The organism is Hoeflea sp. AS60 (assembly GCF_038900115.1).
Lineage (GTDB): Bacteria > Pseudomonadota > Alphaproteobacteria > Rhizobiales > Rhizobiaceae > Hoeflea.
This window is the reverse complement of the sequence record NZ_JBBMQP010000001.1, coordinates 221,445-245,214: the sequence shown is the minus strand read 5'-3', so window position 1 is coordinate 245,214 and position 23,770 is coordinate 221,445. Positions and strand designations below refer to the sequence as shown.

Sequence of the window (23,770 nt, the reverse complement as noted above, 5' to 3'; positions counted from 1 at the left end):
GGTCGTACCTCTTATTGCGGGGCAGACAGGAAAGCCTTCAGAGCGGAAAGTTCGGACTGCTGGATTTCGTGGCCGCCGTCATGGAAGCTCGTCTGCACCTGGCTGCCCTGTTCTCCAAAATAGTCAACGAGGCGCTCTGTCAGCGGCAGCGGGCAAATCGGATCGCGGCGTCCGGCGGTGATCAAGACCTGTTTTCCCGCAAGCTCGGGATTGGCCTCCGGAGCAAACGGAATGAGCGGATGAAGCAGGGCAATCCGGTCAAACAAACCGGCGTGTTTGAAGGCGACGGATGCAAGAATGTTGGCGCCGTTCGAGTAACCGAGCCCATAGAGAGGGCTCTCCGGATTTGCCTTCCTGTGGGCCGAAATAAACTCCGCCATTTTTTCAGTTCGTGCGGCAAGGTCGGCCATGTCGTAAACGCCCTCACCGGTGCGGCGGAAGAACCGTAGCGCGCCGTTTTCCGAAACGTCTCCGCGTGGGGAAACGAGGCCGGCTTCCGGCAGGATCTGACCGACCAGTTCGGAAAACTGGTGCTCGTCACCACCGGTGCCGTGAAAGGCGAAGACCAAGGGTCCATTGGCAGCGGTTGCTTTTGTCAAAGCATGATAGTGAGATAATGTCATGATGGTAGCCTCCGTGGCGGGAACTGATGGTCTTTCCTGACAGGTGAGAACCACCTGTCAGAATCGTATCACGGGCCCCGGCTGAAAGTGTTAGTCGGTGATCGGCTCAAGCAGCTGCTCAATCTGCGCGCGATGTGGCTCATAGCGGGTCGGCAGCTTGAGGCCTTCGCCAAGATGAGCTGCGTCCTCGTCGCGATCAAAGCCAGGCTCATTGGTCGCGACCTCGAACAGCACACCGCCGGGCGTGCGGAAGTAGATAGCCCAGAAATAGTCGCGGTCGATCACCGGCGTGACCTGATAGCCCGTGTCCAGAAGTGCCTTGCGGACTTCAAGCTGCGCTGCACGGTTCTCCACTGCAAAGGCAATATGATGAACCGAGCCCGCACCCGGACGTGCTCTTGTGGCTTCCGGCAAAGCTTCGATATCGATGATATCGGCGCCATTGCCACCGTTGATCGCAAAGCGGGTGTGGTCGCCCTGGCTGTCAACCTGCTCATAGCCCATGAAGCGGAGCAACTCGCCGGTTGCTGCAGCATCCTTGAGCCTCAGGCTTGCGCCACGAAACCCCTGGATTGCCTCTGACGAGGAAACGTCGCCGTGTTTCCAGCCGGTCCTGTTGTCATTGTCGACTTCGATCAGCGAGAAGCTGTCACGGTCTGGGCCGTCGAAGCGGAGGCGTTTTTCGCCAAAGACTTCGCTCACACTCAGCCCGCTGACATTGTGTGCCACGAGCCTGTCCTTCCAGAACTCCAGCGAGCCCTTTGGAACCGCAAAATAGGTGTCACCCACCTCACCGGCGCCCGGAAATCCCTGGGCCATGTTCGGGAAGGGGAAATATGTCATGACCGATCCCGGCGTGCCGAACTCATCGCCATAGTAGAGGTGGTAGACCTCTGGATCATCGAAGTTGACGGTTTTCTTGACCCGGCGCAGGCCAAGCTTCTTGGTGAAGAAGTCGCTGTTCTGCTGGGCGTGGGCGGCCATCGACGTGACGTGATGCAAGCCCTTGATCTGTGTGATCATGATGGTTGTTCCTTTCTGCTGCCAGAGTGTCTGACTGGCTTGACCACAAGATGGTGCAGATTGGCGTCGCTTTGAATGGCAATAATATTGACAATATTATTGCGGATTTTGTAATAATCCGTGATGCATGAATTCAGCCAGATCAGGGCCTTTCTGGCCGTCGCCGAACTTCACAGCTTTGTTGCCGCTGCGCGCCAACTATCAATGACGGCTCCTTCGGTCACGCGCGCGGTCAGTGCGCTTGAGGAGAAGCTCGGTGTCCAGTTGCTGCTCCGCACCACCCGTCAGGTGTCGTTGACCTCTGCCGGAGCTGTCTATGCGGCGCGTGTGGGGCCGTTGCTCGCGGAGTTCGAGAAAGCAACCGAAGAGGTGCGCGAACAGGTGGGCGAGGCAGCGGGCCTGCTGCGGATCAATGCGCCTATGTCGCTGGGGCTGCAGATTCTGCCCGATGTCGCCTCCGGGTTTCGGGTGGACTATCCGGATACGACCCTCTCCCTGAGCCTTACCGACCGCTTTGTCGACATCGTCTCCGACAGTGTCGATCTGGCCATCAGGATATCGCAGGCACCAAAGGACAAATCCACGATCTGGCGCAAGATCTGCCGGGTGCGTCGCGTTCTGGTTGCCTCTCCAGGCTATCTGGCGGCTTTTGGCAGCATCACAAGCCCCGAAGAGCTCCACAACCACGCCTGCCTTGCCTATGACGAGGAGGCGATCAGCGAAACGTGGGAGCTCTCAAACGCCGGACGAACGCACAAGGTCAGGGCCGGGCAGTCGCTTGCCGGCAACAATGGTGATCTGATCGCACGGCTGGCGGAAAACGGTGAGGGCGTAGCGCTGCTGCCCTACTTCATTGTGGAGCCAGGGCTCGAAAGCCACCGGCTTCAGCAGGTCCTCCCCGACTGGGAACCGAGGCCACTCTGGCTGACGCTCTACTACCCGCCCTTCGAGAAACTGCCGCTTCGGGTGAAGAAATTCTCCGATTTCTTCGAGAATTACGTGACCCGCATCCGGTCGCTTTGAGCCTGGATTGCAAGGATGCCGCCGGGGTGCGGGTGTTGATCGGTTGAGCGTTCTTCCGTCAGGTTTCGACCGTCGGATAGTCCTTATCGCGCCAATGTTGAAGCTTGGCGGCAAACTCGCGCTGGAAAGATAAGGGACCCGATTTTGCCATATAGGGCTCGTCGTAAATCCCGATATACATGGTCAGGTTGAGGAAGAAATGCGCGCCCATTTCAAACAGGGCGGCATAGTCGTGATCGATCAGCGCCTTCCGCTCGGCGTCGGTAAGGCTGTTCACGGTGGAGCGCTCGGAAGGGTTCAGCATCGGTCCGATCGACTGTTCCCAGGTGGCGACGAAAGACTTGGGATCCTCAATGTAGCGCTTGAGGTAATCCGGGTCGCGGTCGACCGTGAAAAGGAACTTGTTGACGTAGTATTTGCTCATGCTGCCTGCTCCTTCGGATACCAGGTGAAATAGGCTTCCATGGTGTGGAAAAGGTCGAGATTGTCGACATAGTCGGCGCCTTCGGGCCCAGCCACACCCAGCATCAGGATGAAGTTGAGAAAGCCATGGGTGGCGTTGCCGCTCTTGGCCATGGTCTCGTGATTGACATTGGCCAAGATGGAATCGATGTCGCCGGCGCGCAGCCACTCGATGGCCTGACGGTCGAACACCGGATCCGGTCCGGTTTCCATGAACTGCCGCGGTCCACCAAGTTCGAGCGAGAGATGCCCGGTGCCGATGGCCGCGACGCGCTTGTCGGAAGGGTATTCGTCGATTGCCTTGCGGATGGCGCGGCCGAGTTCATAGAAGCGCTTGGGCGAATGCAGCGGCGGCGCGAAGATGTTGGTGTAGATCGGCACCACCGGCAGATCGTTCTCAGGCCGGACTGTGATGATGGGACAGATGATGGAATGGTCGATCTTCAGCTCGTTGGAAAAGGCGAAATCGAAATTCTGGTCCATCAGGTTCCGGTGCATGAAGCGCGACATGTCCTCGTCGCCCTCCAGCACGTATTTTGGAATCCCGAACTCGCGCTCCTCATTGTAGAAGGTGGCGTCATAGCGTGGCGCCTTGCCGATGAGGAATTGCGGACAATTGTCGAGGAAGATCTGGTGGAAATGGTCCGAGCCGATCATCACCAGAATATCCGGCTTGGTTCGGGCGAGGGTTTCACGATAGGCCTCGATCTTGCGCTTCCACTCGGGCGCTTGCGGCATCTGCTGCTCAGGCGGCATGGTTGTCGCCTTGAGATAGAAAGGGTGATGTGTGGAGGCCAATGTGGCAACGAGCTGAGCCAAGGTCCTACTCCTCTTTTTGAACCGACCGGTCACCCCGGCGGCATGGTTTTGACGTAGGGCCCCGGCGCGGACGCCAGGACCAATGGCTTCATCTGCCTCAGGCGAAGAGGTCGCGCTCGATCTTGGCGGCCTCGAAAATATAGTCCCGGCTTGATACGAGCTCGCTGCGCAGGCGCTCGACGTCGAAGCCCATCAGCTGGCCTTTCCACTTCTTGACCTCACCGGCGACCATGACGGTGTCGACATTGGTGCGTTCCATCAGCGTGACGACCGCGCCGGGCACATTGTTGAGTGGTGCGACGTTGATTGCCTCGGCATCCAGAAGGATGATGTCTGCTTCCTTGCCCGGGGTCAGCGAGCCGATCTTGCGATCAAGTTTGAGCCCTTTGGCGCCGCCCATGGTGGCCTGACGGATCGCCTGCATGGCGGTCATCAACTCTGGATATTCCTGCCCGGACAGAGCCTTTTCATTGGCAAACATTCGCTGCAGCGTGACCAGGCTGCGCATCTGGGTGAAGAAATCGGCGGTCATGGTGCATTCGACATCGGTCGAGAGCGACATTTCCATGCCGAGGTCGATGGCACGCTGGATCGGTGGGGTGCCATGGCGCATGTGCATTTCGATCGGGACCGACAGTGAAACATGCGCGCCGGCATCGGAGGCATATTTCCAGCCGTCATCAGACATGCCGGTCATGTGAATGAAGATGTTGTCTTCTCCAAACATGCCCGCTGCGCCCAGTTCATCAAAGGTGGGCTGCATGCCAAAGGTGCCCACAACGTGCAGGGCAATGGGCAGCCCAAGTTCGCGACCGATTTTCCAGGCTTCTTCGTAACCGGGAAGATAGATCTCTCCGCCCATTATCATTGTGGTCAGCTGGTCGTCGGAGGAGAAATACTGCTGCTTGATGCGGGCGGCATCCTGCGGATATTTGGCCCGATCGCCCCAACCTTCGAAATAGCCGAACACGCCTCGACGTCCCGCATCGCGCAGGCCCTCGATGGCGGCATCGGAATGTTCCGGCGAATGGTGGATCTGGCTCACATCCATCACCGTCGTCACGCCTGCATCCAGCTGTGCAATGCCGCCGAAGAGTTCGTTGATGTAGACATCCTCGGGACGGTAGACCAAGGAGAAGCCTTGCAGCATCGTCTCATAGTAGTTCGTCGCGTTCGCGGGACGGCCGTCGTTGACGAGAATCGCGTTTGCGAGCTGGCTGCGCAGAGCAGTTTCAAACTGATGATGATGCGTATCGATAAAGCCCGGCATGACGATTTTGCCAGACGCGTCTATCTGGACAGCATCCGGAGCATCGATGTTTGCACCAACCTCGATGATGGTCTTGCCGTCGATCAACACATCGCCCACGGGAAAATTGCCGACGGCATCGTCAACCGAAAGCACCGCGCCGCCCTTGATCAGGACGCGCCGTCCCGGTGTTCCAAGGCCTTCGGGTAACGTGGATGCTGCAGCAGCCTGGGCCCGAACAGACCCCGTCGACGATATCCCCATGGTAGCAGCCGCTCCTCCGACGGCTGCGACGGTCAGAAAGTCGCGCCGCGTAGGGCAGGGCAATTGAGGTCGTTTCGGGTCACAAAGTCTGCACATAATGGTTTCTCCTCCCAAGTACTTGTTTTGAAATCAGGACCCGATGATCGACAAGAGCATCGGGTATCGCGTCAGTGCATTGGCAATTCGGGATGCAGTCGCACGCAATTCAGGCAGGCGGTTTGCGGTCAGGAATTCAGCGTCAACCATACCGCTGTAGCCGGAGGTGTTGAGGGCAGCGATAGTGCGGCCATCCAGCGCCCGGATCGGCACGGCGAGTGCCGTAATGCCGTAATCCAGCTGATCGACTGTGGTTGAATAGCCTTGTTCGCGGACTCGTTCGATTTCCGCCCGCAGCTGGATCGGATCCGCCATGGTCTTGGATGTCAGTGGCTCGATGACAAGGCCGTCAAAATACTGGTCAAGTTCGGCGTCGCTCAAACCTGCCAGTAACACGCGCCCCAGCGATGTTGCGCAAGCCGGATAGCGCGCGCCCACGACGGCTGCAGCCCGTCGTGCGCGTTGCACCGAGTAATGCGCGATGTAGATGACGTCACGCTGATCGAGTGTACCGACGGACGACGCGTCGCCAAATTTACCAACTAGCTCGCGCAAGTTTGGCTGAAGCACTTCATCGATCTGGGCAGAATAATAGAACCCGGAACTCAGCGTCATGATCTTCGGGCGCAAGTGAAAGCGCTTGTTGGTCTGGCCCACATAACCCAGAGCCATCAACGTGATCAGGCTGCGTCGTGCCGCAGCTGGAGAGTAGCCGACCTTTCGGGCTATCTCGCTCAGTGTCATTTCAGGGTTTGCCGCGTCAAAGCTTTCAAGGATCGAAATACCCTTGGCCAATGCCTCGACGAATTCCTCGGGCTTGGCACTCTTTGAACCGCCGGGCTTTGCCGCGGAGATCTCAACATTTTCCGATGCGCGATCAATCATGTCTGAAAGGGACCTTCTTCATTGTTCTGATCCTCCCTTCCTAAGTGTTGATCGCCGGTTTTCACAGGGCTCGGTTGATGGCTTGACGTAAAGATAATTCAGTGCAATCTTTTCGGCAAGAGGAAATATTTTCGGCATGCGAAAAAAGGAACCAAGATGCGCATTGGAAAACAGGATCAGGCACTCACCGCGATCGCCACGTCGGATGCCGACACGATCACGGTGCGAGGCCATGATCTTTGTGATGACCTGATCGGGAAAATCGATTTCACCGACTACTTCTGGCTTCTGGTGATTGGCGAAAAGCCGACCGGTGCCCAGCGCAAGATGATGGATGCATGCCTGGTTGCGATCGCCGAGCATGGCCTGGTGCCGAGCGTGCAGGCCGCTCGCATGACACTCGCAGCAGGTCCCGAGGCATGGCAGGGCGCGATGGCGGCGGGCCTTTTGGGAATGGGCAGTGTCGTTGCAGGGAGTTCGGAAACCGCCGGCCAGTATCTGGCCGAAGTGCTTGCAGACGCCGAAGCCAATGGCACCGATGTCGAGACTGCCGCTATCGCCAGCCTGAAATCACTGAAGCAGGCTCGCAAGAAAGTGCCCGGCCTTGGCCATCCGCAACACAGTTCAGGCGACCCGCGCGCCAACCGTCTGCTTGAAATAGCTGACGAACTTGGCATCTCCGGCCGCTACATTTCCACATTACGCACCCTGTCCGAGCATGCGCCAGGCATCATCGAGCGGCCATTGCCGATCAATGTCTCAGGCGCGATCCCTGCGGCCATTCTTGATGCCGGCTGGCCGCTTGAAGCACTCAAGGCTGTGCCGTTGCTGGCGCGCACGGCGGGGCTTGCGGCTCATCTCTATGAGGAATCGCTGCGCTCAATTGGTTTCATCATGTCTCACAAGGCAGATCTTGCCATCGACTACGACGGTGCACCCGCATCTCATCCGCAGAAAAAGGCTTAGGGCGCACTCATGGTCAAGATTCTCAAGGATATCCGGGTTGTTGAACTCGGCACCTATATCACCGGCCCCGCAGCCGCCATGCATCTGGCTGATCTCGGAGCTGACGTCATCAAGGTTGAGCGTCCCGGCACCGGCGATCCCTTCCGCGCCTTCAAGGGCGGGCTTTATTCGCCGCACTACCAGACCTACAACCGCAACAAACGTTCAATCGCGCTCGACACGAAGGATGCTGCCGATCTCGATACATTCTATAAGTTAATTGCGACCGCAGATGTGTTCATCCAGAACTTCCGTCCTGGTGTCGCAGAGAAGCTTGGGGTGGGCGAAGCCGATCTGCGCAAGATCAATCCAAAACTGATCTATTGCGCCATTTCGGGATTTGGCCAGTCCGGCCCCTCGAGGGATCGTCCGGCATTTGACACCGTGGCGCAGGCCGCCAGCGGCTATCTCAGATTGTTGACGCCGCCGTCAAACCCCCGTGTTATCGGCCCGGCGATCGCAGACTCGGTAACCGGACAATATGCGGCCACTGCTATCCTCGCGGCACTGCTTGAACGCAGCAAGAGCGGCACCGGCCGACGCATCGACATCTCCATGCTCGAGGCGATGGCGCATTTCAACCTCGACAGTTTTACCCATTACTATTCCGAAGGCGAAATCATGGGCCCGCTGTCGCGCCCGGTGGTGTCGCAGAGCTACACTTTCGAATGCAGCGACGGAAAATGGGTCGCCATTCACATGTCGTCACCACCCAAATTCTGGGAAGGCTTTCTGGAGGCCACCGGCAAGCCGGAACTCGCCAGTGATCCGCGTTTTGCCGAACGCCTGGACAGGATCCGGCATCAGGACGACATGATCGAGATATTCACGCCGATCTTCAAAACCGACACACGCGATGGATGGTGCGCCAAGTTCGAGGCACTCGAGGTGCCGCATTCGCCGGCCTACGATTCCAACGAGGCGCTTGAGGATCCGCAGGCGCTGCATCTGCAGCTCGCAGTCAAGACCAGTCATCCGGAAATGGGTAAATCAACGACAGTGCGGCCACCCTACAGCTTTGACGGTGAGGCAGATCTGCAGGTGACGCCTCCGCCGACGCTGGATCAGCATGGCGCCGAGCTGCGTGCCGAGCTCGAAGGCAAGAAGGCTATCTGAGGCTGGAACAAGGGGAGGGAAGCATGAGCGAAGAGGAAATGATCACATCGGTGCCAGCGGCCGGCGTGATGGAGGCAAGCCAGGCAATGCTGCAAAAGCAGCTCTACGCGATCTTCACCAAGCCGGTGAACGGCATGGGCCCGGTTTTCGCGCAGCTGGAAGAACACCTGAAGTTCCAGGTCGGCCTGGAGCGTGAAGGAGTGATGTTCGCCGCCGGTCCGATGTGGAGCGACGACGAGCAGAGCTGGGAGGGAGAAGGGATGGTCGTGGTTCGGGCAGCCTCGCGGCAGGAGGCAATTTCGATTGCTGAGAGAGACCCGATGCATGCAAGCGGAGCCCGCAGTTTTCACGTCCGCCCCTGGCTCATCAATGAAGGAACAATCACGGTCCGGCTCGACTATTCCAGCCAGACTTTCACTTTGGCCTGAACACCACTTGGGAGAGAAGCAATGAAACTATTTATGGGAATGATGACGGCAGGCATGATGCTGCTGCCGAATGCCGCGTCGGCACAGGAAGTGATCAATCTGACGGTGGCCTCCAGCCACCCCACGGTGGTTCCTTGGGTCGGGATGATCAAGACGCATTTCATGGCGCGCACGGATGAAATCCTTGCTGAAAAAGGTGACTACAAGATCGAGTGGAACGAAGCCTTTGGCGGCACGCTCTACAAGGCGAATGCCACGCTGAGCTCTGTTGAAGAAGGCATCACCGATATCGGTTGGGTCTTCTCATTTCTGGAGGCTGCAAAGCTTCCGCTGAGCCAGGTATCCTCCAACACACCTTTTGCGACGGCCAACCCACCGGTTCTGCTCGAAGTGATGGAAAAGCTGCTCGAAACCAATGAAGCTTTCCGCACCGAGTGGGAGGGGCATAACCTCAAGGTTCTGGGACTTACGGCAACCGATCTTTATGACATCTACACCAAGAAGCCGCTGACAGGCATTGCCGATATCAACGGCATGAAGCTTTCTGCGCCGGGCGTATTGGGCAGCTGGCTGCGTGGAACCGGAGCCAACGCGGTGGATGGTGCGCTGACCACGTTTTACACGGATGTGCAGACCGGCGTATCAGACGGCGCGCTGACCCTTGCTCTGGGTGCAATGCCGATCAAGCTCTATGAAGTTGCCCCCTACATCAACCGCTTTGATGCAGGTGCGGCTTTCTCGGGTGCCGTTGCGATCAACAACGACAGGTGGGAAACCCTGCCCGAAGAAGTGCAGGCGGCGATGATTGAAGCTGGCAAGTACTACACCAAGTCTCATGGTCAGGATCTGGTCGACCGCCACGAGTTGATGCTCAACCTCATGGTCAAGAATGGTGCGGATCAATCGCCGCCGGTCACAATCGTGCCGATGCCGGCTGGTGAGCGCCAGGCCTGGGTCGACATGCTTCCCGATCTCGCCGGTGAATGGGCCGAAAGCGTTGATGCTCAGGGTGGTCAGGGCACCGCGTTTCTTGGTGAATACATGAACGCCTTGCGCGCCGCGGGTGAAGTTCCTGCCCGCGATTGGGACAAGTAAGCCGAGGCTTCGGGCGGGATCATGCCAGTGGATAATGAACACACTCAAAATCCTGTCGGACCGCAGCGCGTGAGCGCTGTGGCCCGCGCCTGGCAGTGGGTTGTCGAGGGCTTAGCTGCCCTCGGAACCGTCTTGATCGGCGTGCTGATGATCATCATCTGCGCCGACATTGTCGCCCGTAACCTGATGGGATCATCACTTCCGCTGGTGTCCGAGCTCGGGGCGCTGCTGCTGGTGATGATTGTAAGCCTGCAACTTGCAACAACGATACGCGCCGACCGTCTGGCGCGTACCGATCTCTTTCTGGTGGGATTGAAGACTTCCCACCCAGCCATCGGCGCTCTGCTTTCTGCCGTGTTCAATTTGGTCGGGGCAACAATCGTTGGTCTTATCGCCTATGCGTCGATCCGTATTCTCGGCAAGGATTGGTCGTCAGGCGATTACATCGGCATCATCGGTATCGCGACCTTGCCGACATGGCCTTTCAGGGTCTTCATTCTGGCGGGTATGGCTGTGGCCGCTCTCGAATTCCTCGTTCGGATGATGTCCGATCTGCGCATTGCCACTACAGGTAAGGATAAGTCATGAGCCCTATCGAAATTGGCGCTCTGGCAACGCTTGGCCTGCTGGTGCTGATCTATCTCGGAATGCCGATCGGAATCGGCATGCTGACGGTGTCCTTTCTCGGTGTCGCGGCGATCCGGGGCGATGTGGTATCGCTTCGGATGATGGGACAAGTCGCCAACGACTCCCTGCGCGAGTATCTGTTCGCGGTGGTTCCATTGTTTGTGCTGATGGGCCTGTTGGTCACCGTCTCAAAGGTGGGCAAAGATACGTTTGATGTCTTCCAGCAACTTCTGGGGCGGGTGACTGCCGGTCTCGGCATTGCCACAGTTTTTGCCAATGCGGTGTTTGCCGCCATCACGGGAATCTCGATCGCCTCGGCTACAGTGTTCAGCCGCGTTGCTGTGCCGGAGATGACACGTCACGGCTATACCCGCAAATTTGCCACAGGCGTCGTTGCCGGGTCATCCGTGCTCGGCATGCTTATTCCGCCATCCTTGCTGATGATCGTCTATGCGGTGCTTGCTGAGGAATCCGTCGGGCGCATGTTCCTTGCCGGTATTGGTCCGGGCATCCTGCTGGCGGTGGCCTTCTCTGCGACCATCCTGCTGCTGGCCCGGTTTCGTCCCGACTTCGTTTTCAATACGATTGACCAAGGGCCCGTGGACGAGCGGATAAGCGGGCTTGGCATCCTGCGCAAATCAATTCCCATTCTCTCGTTGATGCTGGTGGTGCTGGGCGGCTTGTACGGCGGGTTTCTCAATCCGACAGAAGCGGGTGCTGCGGGCGCGCTTGGTGCGCTCATCATCGCGCTGATGCGTCGTTCGCTGGATCCCAAATCGTTCTGGCGGTTGCTGCTTGAAGCAGGCCAGATCACTGTCTCCGTTCTGTTCCTGATCCTCGCCGCCACTTTCTTCAGCCGCATGCTGGCGCTCTCTGGCGTGCCGCGCTGGTTGGCAGAGGTCTTGCTCGAAGGTTCCATCGGGCCTTATGGCTTCCTGCTGATATACCTGCTGCTGATCATCGTGCTTGGTTGCCTGATCGACTCGATTTCAATCATGCTGATCCTTCTGCCGATCGCGCTGCCGATTGCGGAAGCGGCAGGTTTCGATCTGGTCTGGTTCGGCGTGCTCACGGTTGTCACGGTCGAGGTCGGATTGCTTACCCCGCCTTTTGGACTTTCGGTCTACATCATCAAATCGGCGATGGACGATCCCGACATCAAGGTTGGCGAAATCTTCCGCGGTGCTCTGCCCTTTGTCGGCGCCATGCTGGTGTCGATTGCGCTGATCATTGCATTCCCGCAAATCGCCACATGGCTGGCACGTCTCTAAACAGGTGAATTCATGACCAAGGTCCTTTTCATTCCCGGCAGCCTGCGGGCTGCATCCTCCTCTCGCGCCACCGTTCGGGCGCTGATCAAGCGTCTGGAAGCAGATGTGAGCTGCAGTGTCGCGGACGCGGGCCTGCTGCCACATTACAACGCCGACATCAGTGATGACCCGGCAGTTGAGGGTTTCCTTGCCGAAATCGCATCGGCTGATGGCGTCGTCTTCGTCACGCCGGAATACAATTACAGCGTTCCCGGCGTTCTCAAGAACGCAATCGACTGGGCATCGCGACCTGCTTTCAATTCCGTCTTCAAGGGCAAGTCCTGCTTCATCGTAAGTGTTTCTGGTGGAGCGCTAGGCGGCGTACGCGCTCAGGCGCATCTGAAATACATTCTGAACGGCATGCTGGCCAAGACGTTTGCCTGCCAGGAAATTGTTGTTCCGCAGGCCAACACCAAGGTCGTCGACGGGCATCTTGCCGACGAAACCATCCTTGATTTTGCCGAGCTCAATCTGCGGGCTTTCATCGCTGACCTGCGCTGAAGCTGGGGCATGTGTTGACGGACAGAGTGCTTTTGCGCTCCGATCGCGATGGGGTCGGGTTGAGTTGAGACCCGACTGTGGCTATCTGGTGTTTGCCATCGGCGAAACTGCCGCAAACAACAGGGCGCATTTTCCATGATTCCAGACTTCCTCGTTACCCATTCCGGCGGATTTCACGCTGATGAACTTCTCTCCAGCGTGGTTCTGACCCGTCTTTTCCCGCAGGCTGAGGTGGTCCGCAGCCGGGCAAAGGAATGGATCAAGCCGGGGCCAGACCGGATCATCTACGATGTGGGCGGCATTTATGATGCGGAAGCGACGATATTTGATCATCATCAGCGCGGCGCGCCGCTGCGTGAGGACGGGCAACCCTACAGCTCATTCGGGTTGATCTGGAAACATTACGGCCGTGATTATCTGGCCGCCTGGGGGCTTCCGGATGACCATATCGAGAGCGTTTACACCGCTTTTGACGCCAGCTTCGTGTTACCCATCGACCTGATGGACAATGGCGCCATGAATTCGTCCACTGCCGGACTTCTGGCACCGCTCACTTTGCCTGTTCTTCTGGAAACCCTGAAGCCAGTCTTCGACGAGAAAGATCCCAAGGCTGAAGATCTGGCCTTCCACGCGGCCCTGGCGATTGCCAGAAGTTTCCTGGAGGCAAAGATTGCCGGATACGCTGCGGTACTGCGTGCCGAGGCACTCGTAAACAGCGCGATCGCAGACGCTGGCCAGGGGCGCATTCTGGAACTGCCGATGGGTATGCCTTTCCGCTCAGCGGTGATGAAGGCAGGCGCGGATCATCTGCTGTTCGTTGTTCACCCGCGCGACAAGGATTGGTGCCTGACCGGTATTCGCCGTGCGGATCAGGGGTTTGAGCTGCGCGCCGATCTGCCTGCAGCATGGGCTGGTTTGACAGATGGCGATCTGGAAGCTGCCTGCGGCGTGGAAGGGGCTGTTTTTTGCCACAATGGCCGATTCATTGCCGCAGCCAAGACCCGTGAGGCGGCGCTCGCCATGGCAGAGATCGCGGTAAACGAAGCTGTCGCGACCGCACCGGTCTAGGTAGTGAGAACAGAGTTTGCCCGAAGATCGGTCAGGCTGGTTACTGTAGCGGATGTAAAACGCTGGCTCGGTGCTGCAGCCCTGACCAGTCAAAAGATGAAACTCCACCCGTCGAACAGACGGAGCCATGAGAGCGTCCATAATGCCGAGTGCCCGCATAAACCCGCTGGTCGAAACCCTTGCCTCGCCACCCATACCCGAGGTGCAGGCCTGGAAGAAGCAGTATAACGCAAGTCTAGGTCCGCTGATCGACATGTCGCAGGCGGTCCCCGGGTATCCGCCGCATCCTGACATGCTGGATTGGCTCGGCGAAGCCGCAGGTTCGTTGGCAATGGCTGGGTACGGGGACATCGAGGGTGAGCCGGGGCTGCGCGCTGCCTATGCAACCTGGGTGAGCGACATCTATGCGGCCGACATCAATCCGGCCAATATCCAGATAACTTCCGGCTGCAATCAGGCGTTCATGGCTGCAATGATGGCAATTGCCGGCCCGGGCGACACGGTGCTTCTGACCAATCCATGCTATTTCAATCACGAGACCACGCTGGCGATGAGCGGCGTCAAGGTCGGCTATGTTGATTGCGACGCGGCCGATGGTTTTCTGCCGACCCCTGCAAAAGTCGAGGCGATGATCACGGACGGCGTTCGGGCGCTTGCCATCGTCACCCCCAACAACCCCACCGGCGCCACCTATCCTGATGGTCTGCTCCGCGAGCTTTTCGAAATCTGCCGCACGCATGGGATCTGGTTGGTTGTCGACGAGACCTATCGTGATTTTCTGCCGCTCGACACCGGTTCGCCGCATGGCTTGTTTGCTATCGACGGCTGGCAGGGCAATCTGATCGGGCTCTACAGCTTTTCCAAGTCGTTCTGTATTCCCGGGCATCGCGTAGGTGCGATCACGGCCGGCGAGGCATTGGTCAGCCAGATTGCCAAGGTGATGGACAATCTGCAGATTTGTGCGCCACGGCCACCGCAGGCCGCACTTGCGAAAGCAATTCCGGCACTGGGCGACTGGCGCCAGTCCAACACGCTTGAGATTTCGGCGCGGAGCGCGGCGTTGACCGGTGTCATGGCCAGCGCCCAGGGATGGGAAATTGCGGCGATTGGCGCCTACTTCGCCTTCGTTCGCCATCCTTTCACTCATCTTAGCAGCCATGCGGCCGCCCACAGACTGGCAAAGGAGGCCGGTGTCATTACCATTCCCGGCTCGTTCTTTGGCAACGGGCTGGAGCACTATTTGCGTGTCGCGTTTGCCAATGCTGATGTGGCCACCATTCGCGAGCTGGGTACACGTTTCGCGTCCTGCTCCCGCTGATCCACCATCAATTCCAGTTGGTCAAACTGCTTGAATACAGCTATCGATGCTGGGCTTTGCAAGAGCCAGGCTGAAGACGATTTCTGTAGCAAATTTGCCACATTGCTGGCGTCTCGTGCAGAAGGTACGTTTTCCTCAGGATTTGAATAGTTCAATAAGTCCAATTTATTCAATTACTTAAATTGTATCTGTCAATCTATGACCGTGGTTTTATAGCCTGGGTCGATGGCAAACCTGTGTTCCAGCAGTTTACTTGACAAAAATAGTCAACTAATGGGTTTGTCATTATAGCCAGCCAATTGTCCCCCTCGGGATCGTGAGCCAGCCAATCCAATTCTCCCCGCGGATGTCCGTACGGGAGGCTCACAGATCTTTGTACATCTTTATGGGGGATGGGACATGAAAGTCTCGCTCAGGGGCATGCCGGTTTACGGCACTCGGAAAAATTCACACTCGCAGATTTCAGATATGTTGAGCGCCACAGTGGCTGCGGCATGTTTCGTTGCTGTAGGGACGCACCACGTACTGGCGCAGGATGGCGAGACGATCGTTCTCCCGACAGTTGAAGTTGAAACCACGCAACAACAGGAACCTGCCGCTGCAGCAGCTGCGGCAAAACAGCAGGCAGCAGCAAGCAGGCGCGCCGCGCAACGAGCCGCAGCCGCGAACGCGCAACGTCAGGCCGATGCTGCCGCAGCGCTCGAGGAGGCCAACAAGCGCGCCGAAGCGGAAGCCGTAGCGGCGGCTCAAGCCGCTGCGAAGGCCAAGGAAATCGCTCGCGGCAATCCCTATGCCGATCCGGATGCGCCGTTCAAGAGCGACCGTTTGGCGAACTCCCGTTTGCCTGGAAGCATTGCCGATACGCCGCGGACCGTAACGGCAATCGGCAAAGAAGTTCTGGAAGCCACCGGTATGACATCGGTTCGCGAAATTGCGCGCACCACGCCTGGTATTTCGCTGGGTTTTGGCGAGGGCGGCAACTCTTTCGGTGACAACATCTATATCCGCGGCTTCAAGGCCAACAACGATCTCTATGTTGATGGCGTACGCGATTCCGGCGTCAGCGTGCATGAGACCTTCAATACCGAGCAGATCGAGGTGATCAAAGGTCCGGCCGGAACAGTGGGCGGGCGCGGCACAACCGGCGGTGCGCTTGATATTGTTTCCAAGAAGGCGAAGGACATCTCCTTCTTCGATTCTTCGACCACTTATACCAGCGCAAAGACCAAGCGGGCCACCATCGACTATAACCATGCTTTCAACGAGCAGATCCAGATCCGCATGAACGGGCTGATTCAGGATGGCAATGTTGCCGGCCGTGACAATGTTGAGGATGACCGGCGTGGGTTTGCCGGTGCCGCGACCATCAAGCCGACCGATCAGTTCACGATCGAGGCAGATATCGCACACACGGTCATCAACCAGACGCCGGACTGGGGTGTTCCCTATGTTTCGAACAATGGCGGCCCGGTGACCGAGTATGGTGTCGACCGTGCGACCTTCTACGGTGTGGTCGGGCGCGACTACCAGGACGTGACCCAGACCGTGGGAACGATCAAGACGATCTATGAGCTGAACGAAAGTATGAAGCTGAGCAATACCGCGCGCTTCTCGCACTCGATCAATGACTACGTGCTCACCGCACCAAGCAGCCTCAGCACAAATGGTTCCTCCAATATCAATGACTGGAAGGTGTCTCTGAGCTTCAAGAGCCGCTACCAGAAAACGGATGTATTCTCTGACGTGCTGGAGATGACCGGTGAAACCTCCCTTGGCGGCGTCTCGCACACTTACGTCACGGGTCTGAGTTACAGCGATGAGAGGGTCAACACCCGCTCGTATCAGAATCTGCAGAGTGAAGATTACAATCCACCGGCCGGGCAGCGCGGCTGTACAGTGAGCGTGGTCAATCCCAACCCGATCGCGGAAGGTTGCTGGTCAGGTGGGGCTCCGGTTCTGGGAACTTCAGCGACAACCACCAGGGTTCGTTCGACATCGCTCTATGGGCTCGACACAATCGAGCTGTCTGATCATTGGCTGATCAATGGCGGCGTTCGCGTCGACTTCTATGACAACAAGCGCAGTTCGGGCACCACCGATCTTTCGCGCAAGGACACGCTGTTCAACTGGAATGCCGGTGTCACCTACAAGCCATGGGAAAGCACCAGTCTTTATGCGGCCATTGCGAGTTCATCGAATCCGTCCGGGCAGGAAATTGCTGCCGGTGGCAGTTTCTACGGCGGTCTTGATAATGGCGGTGCGCTTCTGGCCCCGGAACGCAACATGTCCTATGAGGTAGGTGTCAAGTACGAGTACAATGACAACCTGCTTCTGACCGCTGCCTTGTTCAGGACGGTGAAATCGAACGCCCGCGAGGATTATGATCCTGACGGTCGCAACGGCCCGGCCGCAACCCAGTATCTCGATACCTTGAAGTACAGCATGACGGGCGTCGAGGTTGGCGTTTCGGGCAATCTGACTGACCGGATCAGCCTGTTTGGCGGCGCGGTCCTCATGGACAGCAAGATCTTGAAGAGTGTTGATGCTGCCGAAGTCGGCAAGGACATTGCCAACATCGCCCACCAGCAGTTCAGCCTTTTGGGTACTTACAAGTACAATGACAAGCTGACACTTGGGGCGCGGGTAAACTATGCCGGCGGCAGGAACCTCGGAAGCGTATCGGCAAATGGCAACACCTTGCCGGACTACACGACGCTTGACCTTCTGGCGACTTACCAGTTCTCCGAAAATGCCGAGCTGCAGTTCAATGTCTCCAACGTGACTGACGCAACCTACTACGACTCCGGATACCGGTCAGGTTCGCCTTTCACCTATGTGGCGCCCGGACGCGAGTTCTCATTCAACCTGAAAGCCAAGTTCTAAGGCTTGATACGAAACAGCGTTCCGGGCGGCAAAACGTCCGGAACGCACTTTATGGAATAGCCAGATGCTGATCACGATTCCCGATATCCTGAGCAAGGATGAGGTGCGCCACTTCCGCGAGGTGCTCGACACTGCGGAGTGGGAGTCAGGTTCCAAGACCGCTGGTGTTCAGTCGGAGGCGGTCAAGCGAAACCAGCAATTGCCGGTCTCCAGTGAAGCCGCGCTCAAGCTTGGTCAGTTTCTGCTGCAGAAACTTTCTGCAAATTCGATTTTTCTGTCTGCTGGCTTGCCACTCAGAATCCTGCCGCCGATGTTCAACCGGTATGAGACGCAGGAGACGTTTGGCGTTCATGTCGACAATGCCATCCGCCTCAACCATCTGACACAGGAGCGGCTCCGGACCGACCTCTCGATGACGGTGTTCCTGAGCGAGCCGGACGAATATGATGGGGGCGAGCTGATCGTCGAGGATCATTACGGCGCCCAGGAGGTCAAGCTGGAAGCCGGGCATATGGTGCTTTATCCGTCGACCAGTCTGCATCAGGTGACCCCGGTCACCCGCGGCGCACGGGTCGCTTCCTTCTTCTGGCTGCAAAGCATGATCCGTTCGGATGCACACCGCACCATGCTGTTCGATCTTGACCAGACAATACAATCACTTGCCGAACGCCTGGGCACGGGCGACAGCGAAGTCGTTCGCCTGACAGGCATTTATCACAACCTCATCCGCACATGGGCAGAGACCTGAACTATGAAGACGAAACTGATCCGATTTGGTGTTGTGACCATGCTCGCATTGCTTGCTGGAAACGCGTTTGCGCAGGATGCTGTTCAGTCTGCAGTCTCGGGCGATTTTCTTGGTGGTGTTGGCACTGGGCTTTCCGACTGGCTTCACAAAGCCGGTGAAGACGAGTTGAGCGCCATCGGCATGTTCATGGCCGCCGACTGGGTTGTGAAAGCGGTGATGATCTCGCTGGCCTTTGCGTCCGTGCTGACCTGGGTCATCTTCTTTGCGAAAACCACTGATCTCCTTTGGCAGCGGAACCGCCTCAAACGCGATTTCCGCCGGCTTGATGCGCATGCCACCCTGACCGGGGTTCAAGCGATGTTTGCAAATGGCAAAGGAATTGTCGGGCGCATGGTGCATGCCGCGCTGCGTGAGCGCGAACGCAGCAGTGCCGGGGGGCTCGACAAGGCTGGCATCAAGGAACGCGTTTCTTCCGAGCTCTCGCGGATTGAAGCCGGAGCTTCAAGGAGCATGATGTCAGGTACTGGAATTCTCGCCAATATCGGCTCGACGGCTCCCTTTGTCGGTCTTTTCGGAACAGTCTGGGGCATCATGAACAGCTTCATTTCGATCTCGGAGAGCAACACCACCAATCTGGCTGTTGTGGCGCCCGGGATTGCCGAAGCGCTGCTCGCGACCGCGATCGGTCTGGTAGCGGCTATTCCTGCTGTGATCTTCTATAACCTCATCGCGCGCGGCCTTGGCGGCTACAAGGTGATGCTGGCGGATGCGGCTGCGCTGGTAGAGCGCACGTTGTCGCGTGATCTGGATTTTGCGGCTCAAGCCTCAAGAAGTTCGACGACGGCAAAACCAGCCGCGCAGATGGCTGATCTTGCCGAGGCTGCGGAGTAACGACCATGGCTGGCAGGATTGGTGGTGACGACGACGAACTGGCCGAGAGCCACGACATCAATATCACGCCCTTCATCGACGTGATGCTGGTGTTGTTGATCATCTTCATGGTGGCGGCACCCTTGTCGACGGTTGATATTCCGGTGGAGTTGCCGGTTGCCGTTGCCGAGCCGCCGCAACGGCCGCTCAAGCCGGTCTTCATCACGATAGCCGAGGATCTGGAGCTGTCGATCGGAGAGGCCAAGACGACGTTCGAGCGGCTCTATATCGATGTGGGGATCGCCACGATGCAGAAGCGCGACACGCGCCTGTATATTCGGGCTGACAAATCGGTGCCTTATGGTGAGTTCATTCGCGTGATGAACATCCTGCGGGCTGACGGGTTCCTGAAGATCGGACTGGTTGGGCTCGATGAAAGTGCTGTCACGCCGGATGGGCAAATCCCGGCTAGCGGAGTGACAGGCGCAGGGCAGGAGCCATGAGCCTGGTCTATCAACGGGCCACATCTGGCATCTGGTTCTGGGCCTGCGCTGCGGTTGTGAGTGTCGGGTTTCATGGCGGGCTGGCTTATCTGGCGTTGCGCGACGAGCCCGTCGAGGTGGCCGAGCAGCAGGTCGATACCGGTATCACCGGCGCGATCATGTTTGATCTCTCGGACCTGATTGCGGCGCCTGCGGATATGGCCGAAGACAGCGCTGCAGCGGACGAGTCTGCTGAAGCTCCGACGGTCACGGAAAGTCCCGAAGTTGTTGATCCGGCGAAGGCTGCGGAAGAGCCGGTGCTCAGCCAGATCCCCTACAAGGTCGAGGATGACAGCCTGAAATTTGGCGTGGCCAGTCCCGAGCCGGCCGAGGAGACCGAAGAGTTGGCGCACGAGATCGCCGCCGAATACAAACCGGAAGATGTTGACCAGGCCAGCACCACAGGCGCTCAGGAAAGTGATGCTGCGGATGCATCGGTCGCTGCAGTTGCGACTGAAGAAACCGCGGAAACCACCAAAGCGACTGGCGAGGGGCTGACCGCGGAACAGAAAGCGGAAGTGCGCCAGTGGCAGCGCGATATCGTGCTCAGGATCAGCAAGGTACGGAAGTATCCGGCGCTCGCGCGCAAGGATCGGACCGAAGGGGAAGTGCGGGTCCGGTTCACGCTCGACCAGTATGGGACAATCCTGTCGTCCGAAGTCGAGACGTCTTCGGGATCGCCGGTGCTCGATGAGGCAGCGTTGGCCGTCTTCAATGAAATCGGCAAATTGCCGACCCCGCCAAGCTACCTCAAGGGCGACAGCTTCACGCTGCTGGCGCCCATCCGCTATTCGTTTCGCTAGGTGATGTCTGGTCGATAGATGATGTCCGGTGTGATCTCTTGCACTGTGCGGCATCCGGTCAGCATCATGGCGATCTCAAACTCGTCGCGCAGCAGTCTGAGGACATGGCTGACGCCGGCAGCACCCGCGACAGCCAAGCCGGCAATTGCAGGGCGTCCGACAAGCACCGCCGTGGCCCCAAGAGCAAGCGCTTTCAAGGCATCGGTGCCACGCCGCACGCCGCCATCCATCAACACAGGAACGGCGCCGGCGCTAGCCTTCACGATTGCAGGCAGCAGTGTGATGCTGGCAGGCACGGTATCGAGTATCCTGCCGCCGTGGTTGGAGACGATGATGCCGCTTGCGCCAGCCTTTATCGCCTGCCGGGCATCGCCCGGATGAACAATGCCCTTCACGATCACCGGCAAGGGGGAGTTTTGGCAAAGCCATTCAATATCAGACCAAACCGGTGCGACGTGGGCGATACGGTCGAACAGCATCGACTCTGTTTGTTCCAGTGGTGCAAAGCGTGGGACCGGCATATGGGCGAGATTGACCGCCGAAACATCCGCCGGCAGCCGGAAACCGATGCGGGTTTCGCGGTCGCGGACGCCCTGCACAGGGGCATCGACGGTCAGCACGATCGCAGTGAATCCTAGATCCGCCATTCCCCGAACGAGCTCCAGATTGGCTTCTCGTGACGGCGCCCAATAAAGCTGAAACCATGTGCAACTGGCGCCAGCTGCGCGGGCATCGGCGGCATCGATGCTGCTTTGCGCGCTCAGCACCATGGCTGTGTCCTGGGCGGCAGCGCCCATTGCCATGGCTGCTTCCCCGTCTGGATGAACCAGTTTCTGATAGGCGACTGGCGCTACCAGGACGGGAGATGCCAAATCCTGACCCAGAAGTGTCAGGCGGGATGAGCCACCGCGCACATCGCACAGCATGCGGGGAAGAAGCTCGATCTTGGAAAAGGCCTTCTGATTGGCCTCAAGTGTCAGTTCATCGGCAGCACCGCCGAAGAAATAGGCCGAGCGGTCAGCGCTCAGGATATGACGAGCCCGGCTCTCGTAATCGCGCAAGGTCGGCTGCAATTCTGCCGTTGGCCGTCCCGACATCATTTGTTGAGGATCAGTTTGCCCTGCCGTGTAATGCGCAACCGGTACAGGGAGCCGTCATGGGCGATGGTGATTTCACGGCGGTTTTGAAACAGTGTGCTCGAGGGGATCGCCTTGGCCAGCGCTTCAGCTTCCGCTGGCGTGGGGTGTTCGCTCACGGATCGTGTCGTGTCCGGTTCAGCGGAAAGCAGTTCTTCACTATGAGGTCTACGCATAACAATACTCGTACTGGCAAAGGGCAAAGGCCCTCACGAATGGCGGGAGCGGGCCATCAGAAATACATGATAAAAATAGTCATATTTAAATTCGACAGCCTTGTCTACCGTGAATGGCGGTGCATTCGTTATTCAGTCAGGTGAGATTGTGGAGATGATCATTGCCTGATGATCGGACAAACGCAGGGCCGAGAACTGCGTCTTTTGCGAGGCCGCTTGGAAGGCACGCGACGCGAGGCTTTCCGGTCAAATGATTGCCGGTTCGCCTTGCCAGAGTGCGCTCAATTGGCAAGGCTCAATGCAGGCTTTTCCGCTTTACGGCATGTAACCGCCGCCGTTGACCCAAAGAACCTGGCCGGTCATGAATCCGCTTGCCGGTGACAGCAGGAATTCGATCGGCCCGGTGACGTCTTCCGGCAGCGCCAACCGTTGCATCGGCGTCGCCGCACGATAGGCTTCAAGGTTGACGATGGCGTCCTGATCTTCCGCCGAACGACCTGTGCCGCCGCGCAGAAAGGCGGTGTCGACCAGTCCCGGAGCCACGGCGTTGAAACGAACCCGCGGTGCATTTTCGAGCGCGAAAACCTTGGTCATGGCAATGACGCCAGCCTTTGAGACCGAATAGGCGCCGTAGCCTGGCCGGACATTTGAAGCCAGACCCGATGAGATCATCACCACCGAGCCGCCATTAGCCATCAGCGGCAGGACCGCCTTTGCCGCGAGAAACGCGCCGCGGAGATTGCCACCGGTGATCTCGTCGAAATAGGCGGCGGACATGTCACCGATTGGCTGCAACACGCTGTTGTAGCCGGCCAGATTGACGAAGCCGTCGATCGCGTCCCAATGCTGAGCGAGCTCTACGAAGGAGGAGGCTACGGATTGCTCATTGCAGACATCGATGGCGATGCCCTTGGCGTTGAGGGCATGCCGCTCAAGCGACGTAGCAAGATCCAGCACGACGACTTCGTCGCCCTGAGCCGTGAGCTGTGAGACCAGCGCCCGGCCGATGCCGCCGGCGCCGCCAAGGATGGCGACGCGGCGTGCCTTCTGAGGGTCACGCATCGGGCTTGCCCGTCTTGAGCGAGCGGAAGAAGGCGATGATTTCCGCCTCGGAAACCACGTCTGCATATTTTGCATTCATGTCGAAGAGGTTGGCTTCGTGCGGCGCAGGATGGCGGTCGCCACATGCGTCGGCCACAACGCTGGTGATGAAACCGTGCGACATTGAATCCACGCAGGATGCCCGCACGCATCCGCTCGTGGTAAGCCCGGTCAGGACGACATTGTCGATCCCCATGGCTGTCAAGGTGGAGGCCAGGGATGTGCCGAAGAACGCGGACGGATACTGCTTTGTGACGATAATTTCGTCATCGCGGGGCACAAGGCCTTGTGCAAACTCGGCGGTCTTCTCGCCCTTGACGAAGCAGGAGAGTGGCTTGGCTTTCTCGAAGAAGCGGCCTCCGTTGAGGCCGCCCCTCTGATAGGTCACTTCGGTCAGAATGACCGGTATTCCCATTTCATGGGCGATCTCGCGGACGCGCAATGCCGACGCCAGCGCATCGTCTACGCCAGCGTAAAGTACACAGTCCGGGTCGAAATAGCCGTGAGCAAAATCGACCATCACCAAGGCAGGTGATTTGCCGAAGCCTGCCTTGTTATCATAGGCGATCTTGTAGTTGTCATCGAGATTCTGGGTCATG

25 protein-coding genes are annotated in these 23,770 nt (G+C 58.2%); 15 read left to right on the top strand and 10 right to left on the bottom strand.

The window, feature by feature from the left end:
* Positions 1-11 precede the first annotated feature (11 nt).
* Both WNZ14_RS01080 and WNZ14_RS01075 read right to left on the bottom strand, forming a co-directional pair.
* On the bottom strand, positions 12-623 hold the full coding sequence (locus WNZ14_RS01080) for an alpha/beta hydrolase (RefSeq protein WP_342866774.1): 612 nt from the start codon (positions 621-623) through the stop codon (positions 12-14).
* A gap of 90 nt (positions 624-713) precedes the next feature.
* Positions 714-1,646: a VOC family protein gene (locus WNZ14_RS01075; protein ID WP_342866773.1), complete on the bottom strand. Its 933-nt coding sequence runs from the start codon at positions 1,644-1,646 to the stop codon at positions 714-716.
* Between the two features lie 123 nt (positions 1,647-1,769).
* Between WNZ14_RS01075 and WNZ14_RS01070 the strand changes: the two genes are divergently transcribed.
* Positions 1,770-2,669: a LysR family transcriptional regulator gene (locus WNZ14_RS01070; protein ID WP_342868473.1), complete on the top strand. Its 900-nt coding sequence runs from the start codon at positions 1,770-1,772 to the stop codon at positions 2,667-2,669.
* Between the two features lie 58 nt (positions 2,670-2,727).
* Here the strand turns inward: WNZ14_RS01070 and WNZ14_RS01065 are convergent, their stop codons facing one another.
* The 4 genes from WNZ14_RS01065 to WNZ14_RS01050 form a co-directional block, all read right to left on the bottom strand.
* Positions 2,728-3,093 (bottom strand): hypothetical protein, encoded by a 366-nt coding sequence (locus WNZ14_RS01065; protein ID WP_342866772.1) that lies wholly within the window; start codon positions 3,091-3,093, stop codon positions 2,728-2,730.
* Positions 3,090-3,950 carry an extradiol ring-cleavage dioxygenase gene (locus WNZ14_RS01060; protein WP_342866771.1) on the bottom strand — a complete coding sequence of 287 codons (861 nt, stop codon included), beginning with the start codon at positions 3,948-3,950 and terminating at the stop codon, positions 3,090-3,092. Before WNZ14_RS01060 ends, WNZ14_RS01065 begins: the two co-directional genes overlap by 4 nt.
* Positions 3,951-4,047: 97 nt before the next feature.
* Complete coding sequence (locus WNZ14_RS01055) at positions 4,048-5,559, bottom strand: amidohydrolase family protein (protein WP_342866770.1); 1,512 nt, start codon at positions 5,557-5,559, stop codon at positions 4,048-4,050.
* Positions 5,560-5,592: 33 nt separating this feature from the next.
* Positions 5,593-6,444 (bottom strand): IclR family transcriptional regulator C-terminal domain-containing protein, encoded by an 852-nt coding sequence (locus WNZ14_RS01050; RefSeq protein ID WP_342866769.1) that lies wholly within the window; start codon positions 6,442-6,444, stop codon positions 5,593-5,595.
* A 156-nt stretch (positions 6,445-6,600) separates the two neighbouring features.
* Here WNZ14_RS01050 and WNZ14_RS01045 point away from each other — a divergent pair, with 156 nt between their 5' ends.
* The 14 genes from WNZ14_RS01045 (at position 6,601) to WNZ14_RS00980 (ending at position 20,758) form a co-directional block, all read left to right on the top strand.
* On the top strand, positions 6,601-7,410 hold the full coding sequence (locus tag WNZ14_RS01045) for a citryl-CoA lyase (protein WP_342866768.1): 810 nt from the start codon (positions 6,601-6,603) through the stop codon (positions 7,408-7,410).
* Between the two features lie 9 nt (positions 7,411-7,419).
* Positions 7,420-8,565 carry a CaiB/BaiF CoA-transferase family protein gene (locus WNZ14_RS01040; protein ID WP_342866767.1) on the top strand — a complete coding sequence of 382 codons (1,146 nt, stop codon included), beginning with the start codon at positions 7,420-7,422 and terminating at the stop codon, positions 8,563-8,565.
* Between the two features lie 23 nt (positions 8,566-8,588).
* Complete coding sequence (locus tag WNZ14_RS01035; RefSeq protein ID WP_342866766.1) at positions 8,589-8,993, top strand: YciI family protein; 405 nt, start codon at positions 8,589-8,591, stop codon at positions 8,991-8,993.
* Between the two features lie 21 nt (positions 8,994-9,014).
* On the top strand, positions 9,015-10,088 hold the full coding sequence (locus tag WNZ14_RS01030; RefSeq protein ID WP_342866765.1) for a C4-dicarboxylate TRAP transporter substrate-binding protein: 1,074 nt from the start codon (positions 9,015-9,017) through the stop codon (positions 10,086-10,088).
* 27 nt (positions 10,089-10,115) lie between these two features.
* Positions 10,116-10,676, top strand: coding sequence for a TRAP transporter small permease (locus WNZ14_RS01025; protein WP_342866764.1), 561 nt, complete (start codon positions 10,116-10,118; stop codon positions 10,674-10,676).
* Positions 10,673-11,986 (top strand): TRAP transporter large permease subunit, encoded by a 1,314-nt coding sequence (locus tag WNZ14_RS01020; protein ID WP_342866763.1) that lies wholly within the window; start codon positions 10,673-10,675, stop codon positions 11,984-11,986. Before WNZ14_RS01025 ends, WNZ14_RS01020 begins: the two co-directional genes overlap by 4 nt.
* A 12-nt stretch (positions 11,987-11,998) precedes the next feature.
* On the top strand, positions 11,999-12,526 hold the full coding sequence (locus WNZ14_RS01015; protein WP_342866762.1) for an NAD(P)H-dependent oxidoreductase: 528 nt from the start codon (positions 11,999-12,001) through the stop codon (positions 12,524-12,526).
* A gap of 135 nt (positions 12,527-12,661) precedes the next feature.
* Complete coding sequence (locus WNZ14_RS01010; protein ID WP_342866761.1) at positions 12,662-13,594, top strand: MYG1 family protein; 933 nt, start codon at positions 12,662-12,664, stop codon at positions 13,592-13,594.
* Between the two features lie 127 nt (positions 13,595-13,721).
* Positions 13,722-14,912 (top strand): aminotransferase, encoded by a 1,191-nt coding sequence (locus tag WNZ14_RS01005; RefSeq protein ID WP_342866760.1) that lies wholly within the window; start codon positions 13,722-13,724, stop codon positions 14,910-14,912.
* A gap of 468 nt (positions 14,913-15,380) precedes the next feature.
* Positions 15,381-17,795 (top strand): TonB-dependent siderophore receptor, encoded by a 2,415-nt coding sequence (locus WNZ14_RS01000; protein ID WP_342866759.1) that lies wholly within the window; start codon positions 15,381-15,383, stop codon positions 17,793-17,795.
* 64 nt (positions 17,796-17,859) lie between these two features.
* Entirely contained in the window at positions 17,860-18,543 is a 684-nt protein-coding gene (locus WNZ14_RS00995) for a Fe2+-dependent dioxygenase (RefSeq protein WP_342866758.1), read from the top strand.
* 3 nt (positions 18,544-18,546) lie between these two features.
* Positions 18,547-19,434 carry a tonB-system energizer ExbB gene (exbB, locus tag WNZ14_RS00990; protein ID WP_342866757.1) on the top strand — a complete coding sequence of 296 codons (888 nt, stop codon included), beginning with the start codon at positions 18,547-18,549 and terminating at the stop codon, positions 19,432-19,434.
* A gap of 5 nt (positions 19,435-19,439) precedes the next feature.
* A complete protein-coding gene (gene exbD / locus WNZ14_RS00985; protein ID WP_342866756.1) occupies positions 19,440-19,916 on the top strand; it encodes a TonB system transport protein ExbD in 477 nt (158 codons plus the stop codon).
* Positions 19,913-20,758 carry a TonB family protein gene (locus tag WNZ14_RS00980; protein WP_342866755.1) on the top strand — a complete coding sequence of 282 codons (846 nt, stop codon included), beginning with the start codon at positions 19,913-19,915 and terminating at the stop codon, positions 20,756-20,758. The genes exbD and WNZ14_RS00980 overlap by 4 nt, the downstream gene beginning before the upstream one ends.
* Here WNZ14_RS00980 and WNZ14_RS00975 read toward each other — a convergent pair.
* From WNZ14_RS00975 to WNZ14_RS00960, 4 genes are all read right to left on the bottom strand, one after another.
* The gene (locus WNZ14_RS00975) at positions 20,755-21,858 is read right to left on the bottom strand and encodes an alpha-hydroxy acid oxidase (RefSeq protein ID WP_342866754.1); all 1,104 of its coding nucleotides are present in this window, start codon (positions 21,856-21,858) and stop codon (positions 20,755-20,757) included. The two genes, WNZ14_RS00980 and WNZ14_RS00975, sit on opposite strands and share 4 nt — an antisense overlap.
* A complete protein-coding gene (locus WNZ14_RS00970; RefSeq protein ID WP_342866753.1) occupies positions 21,855-22,070 on the bottom strand; it encodes a hemin uptake protein HemP in 216 nt (71 codons plus the stop codon). The genes WNZ14_RS00975 and WNZ14_RS00970 overlap by 4 nt, the downstream gene beginning before the upstream one ends.
* A gap of 315 nt (positions 22,071-22,385) precedes the next feature.
* Positions 22,386-23,132 carry an SDR family oxidoreductase gene (locus WNZ14_RS00965; RefSeq protein WP_342866752.1) on the bottom strand — a complete coding sequence of 249 codons (747 nt, stop codon included), beginning with the start codon at positions 23,130-23,132 and terminating at the stop codon, positions 22,386-22,388.
* A complete protein-coding gene (locus WNZ14_RS00960) occupies positions 23,125-23,769 on the bottom strand; it encodes an isochorismatase family protein (RefSeq protein WP_342866751.1) in 645 nt (214 codons plus the stop codon). The genes WNZ14_RS00965 and WNZ14_RS00960 overlap by 8 nt, the downstream gene beginning before the upstream one ends.
* Position 23,770: the final 1 nt, after the last annotated feature.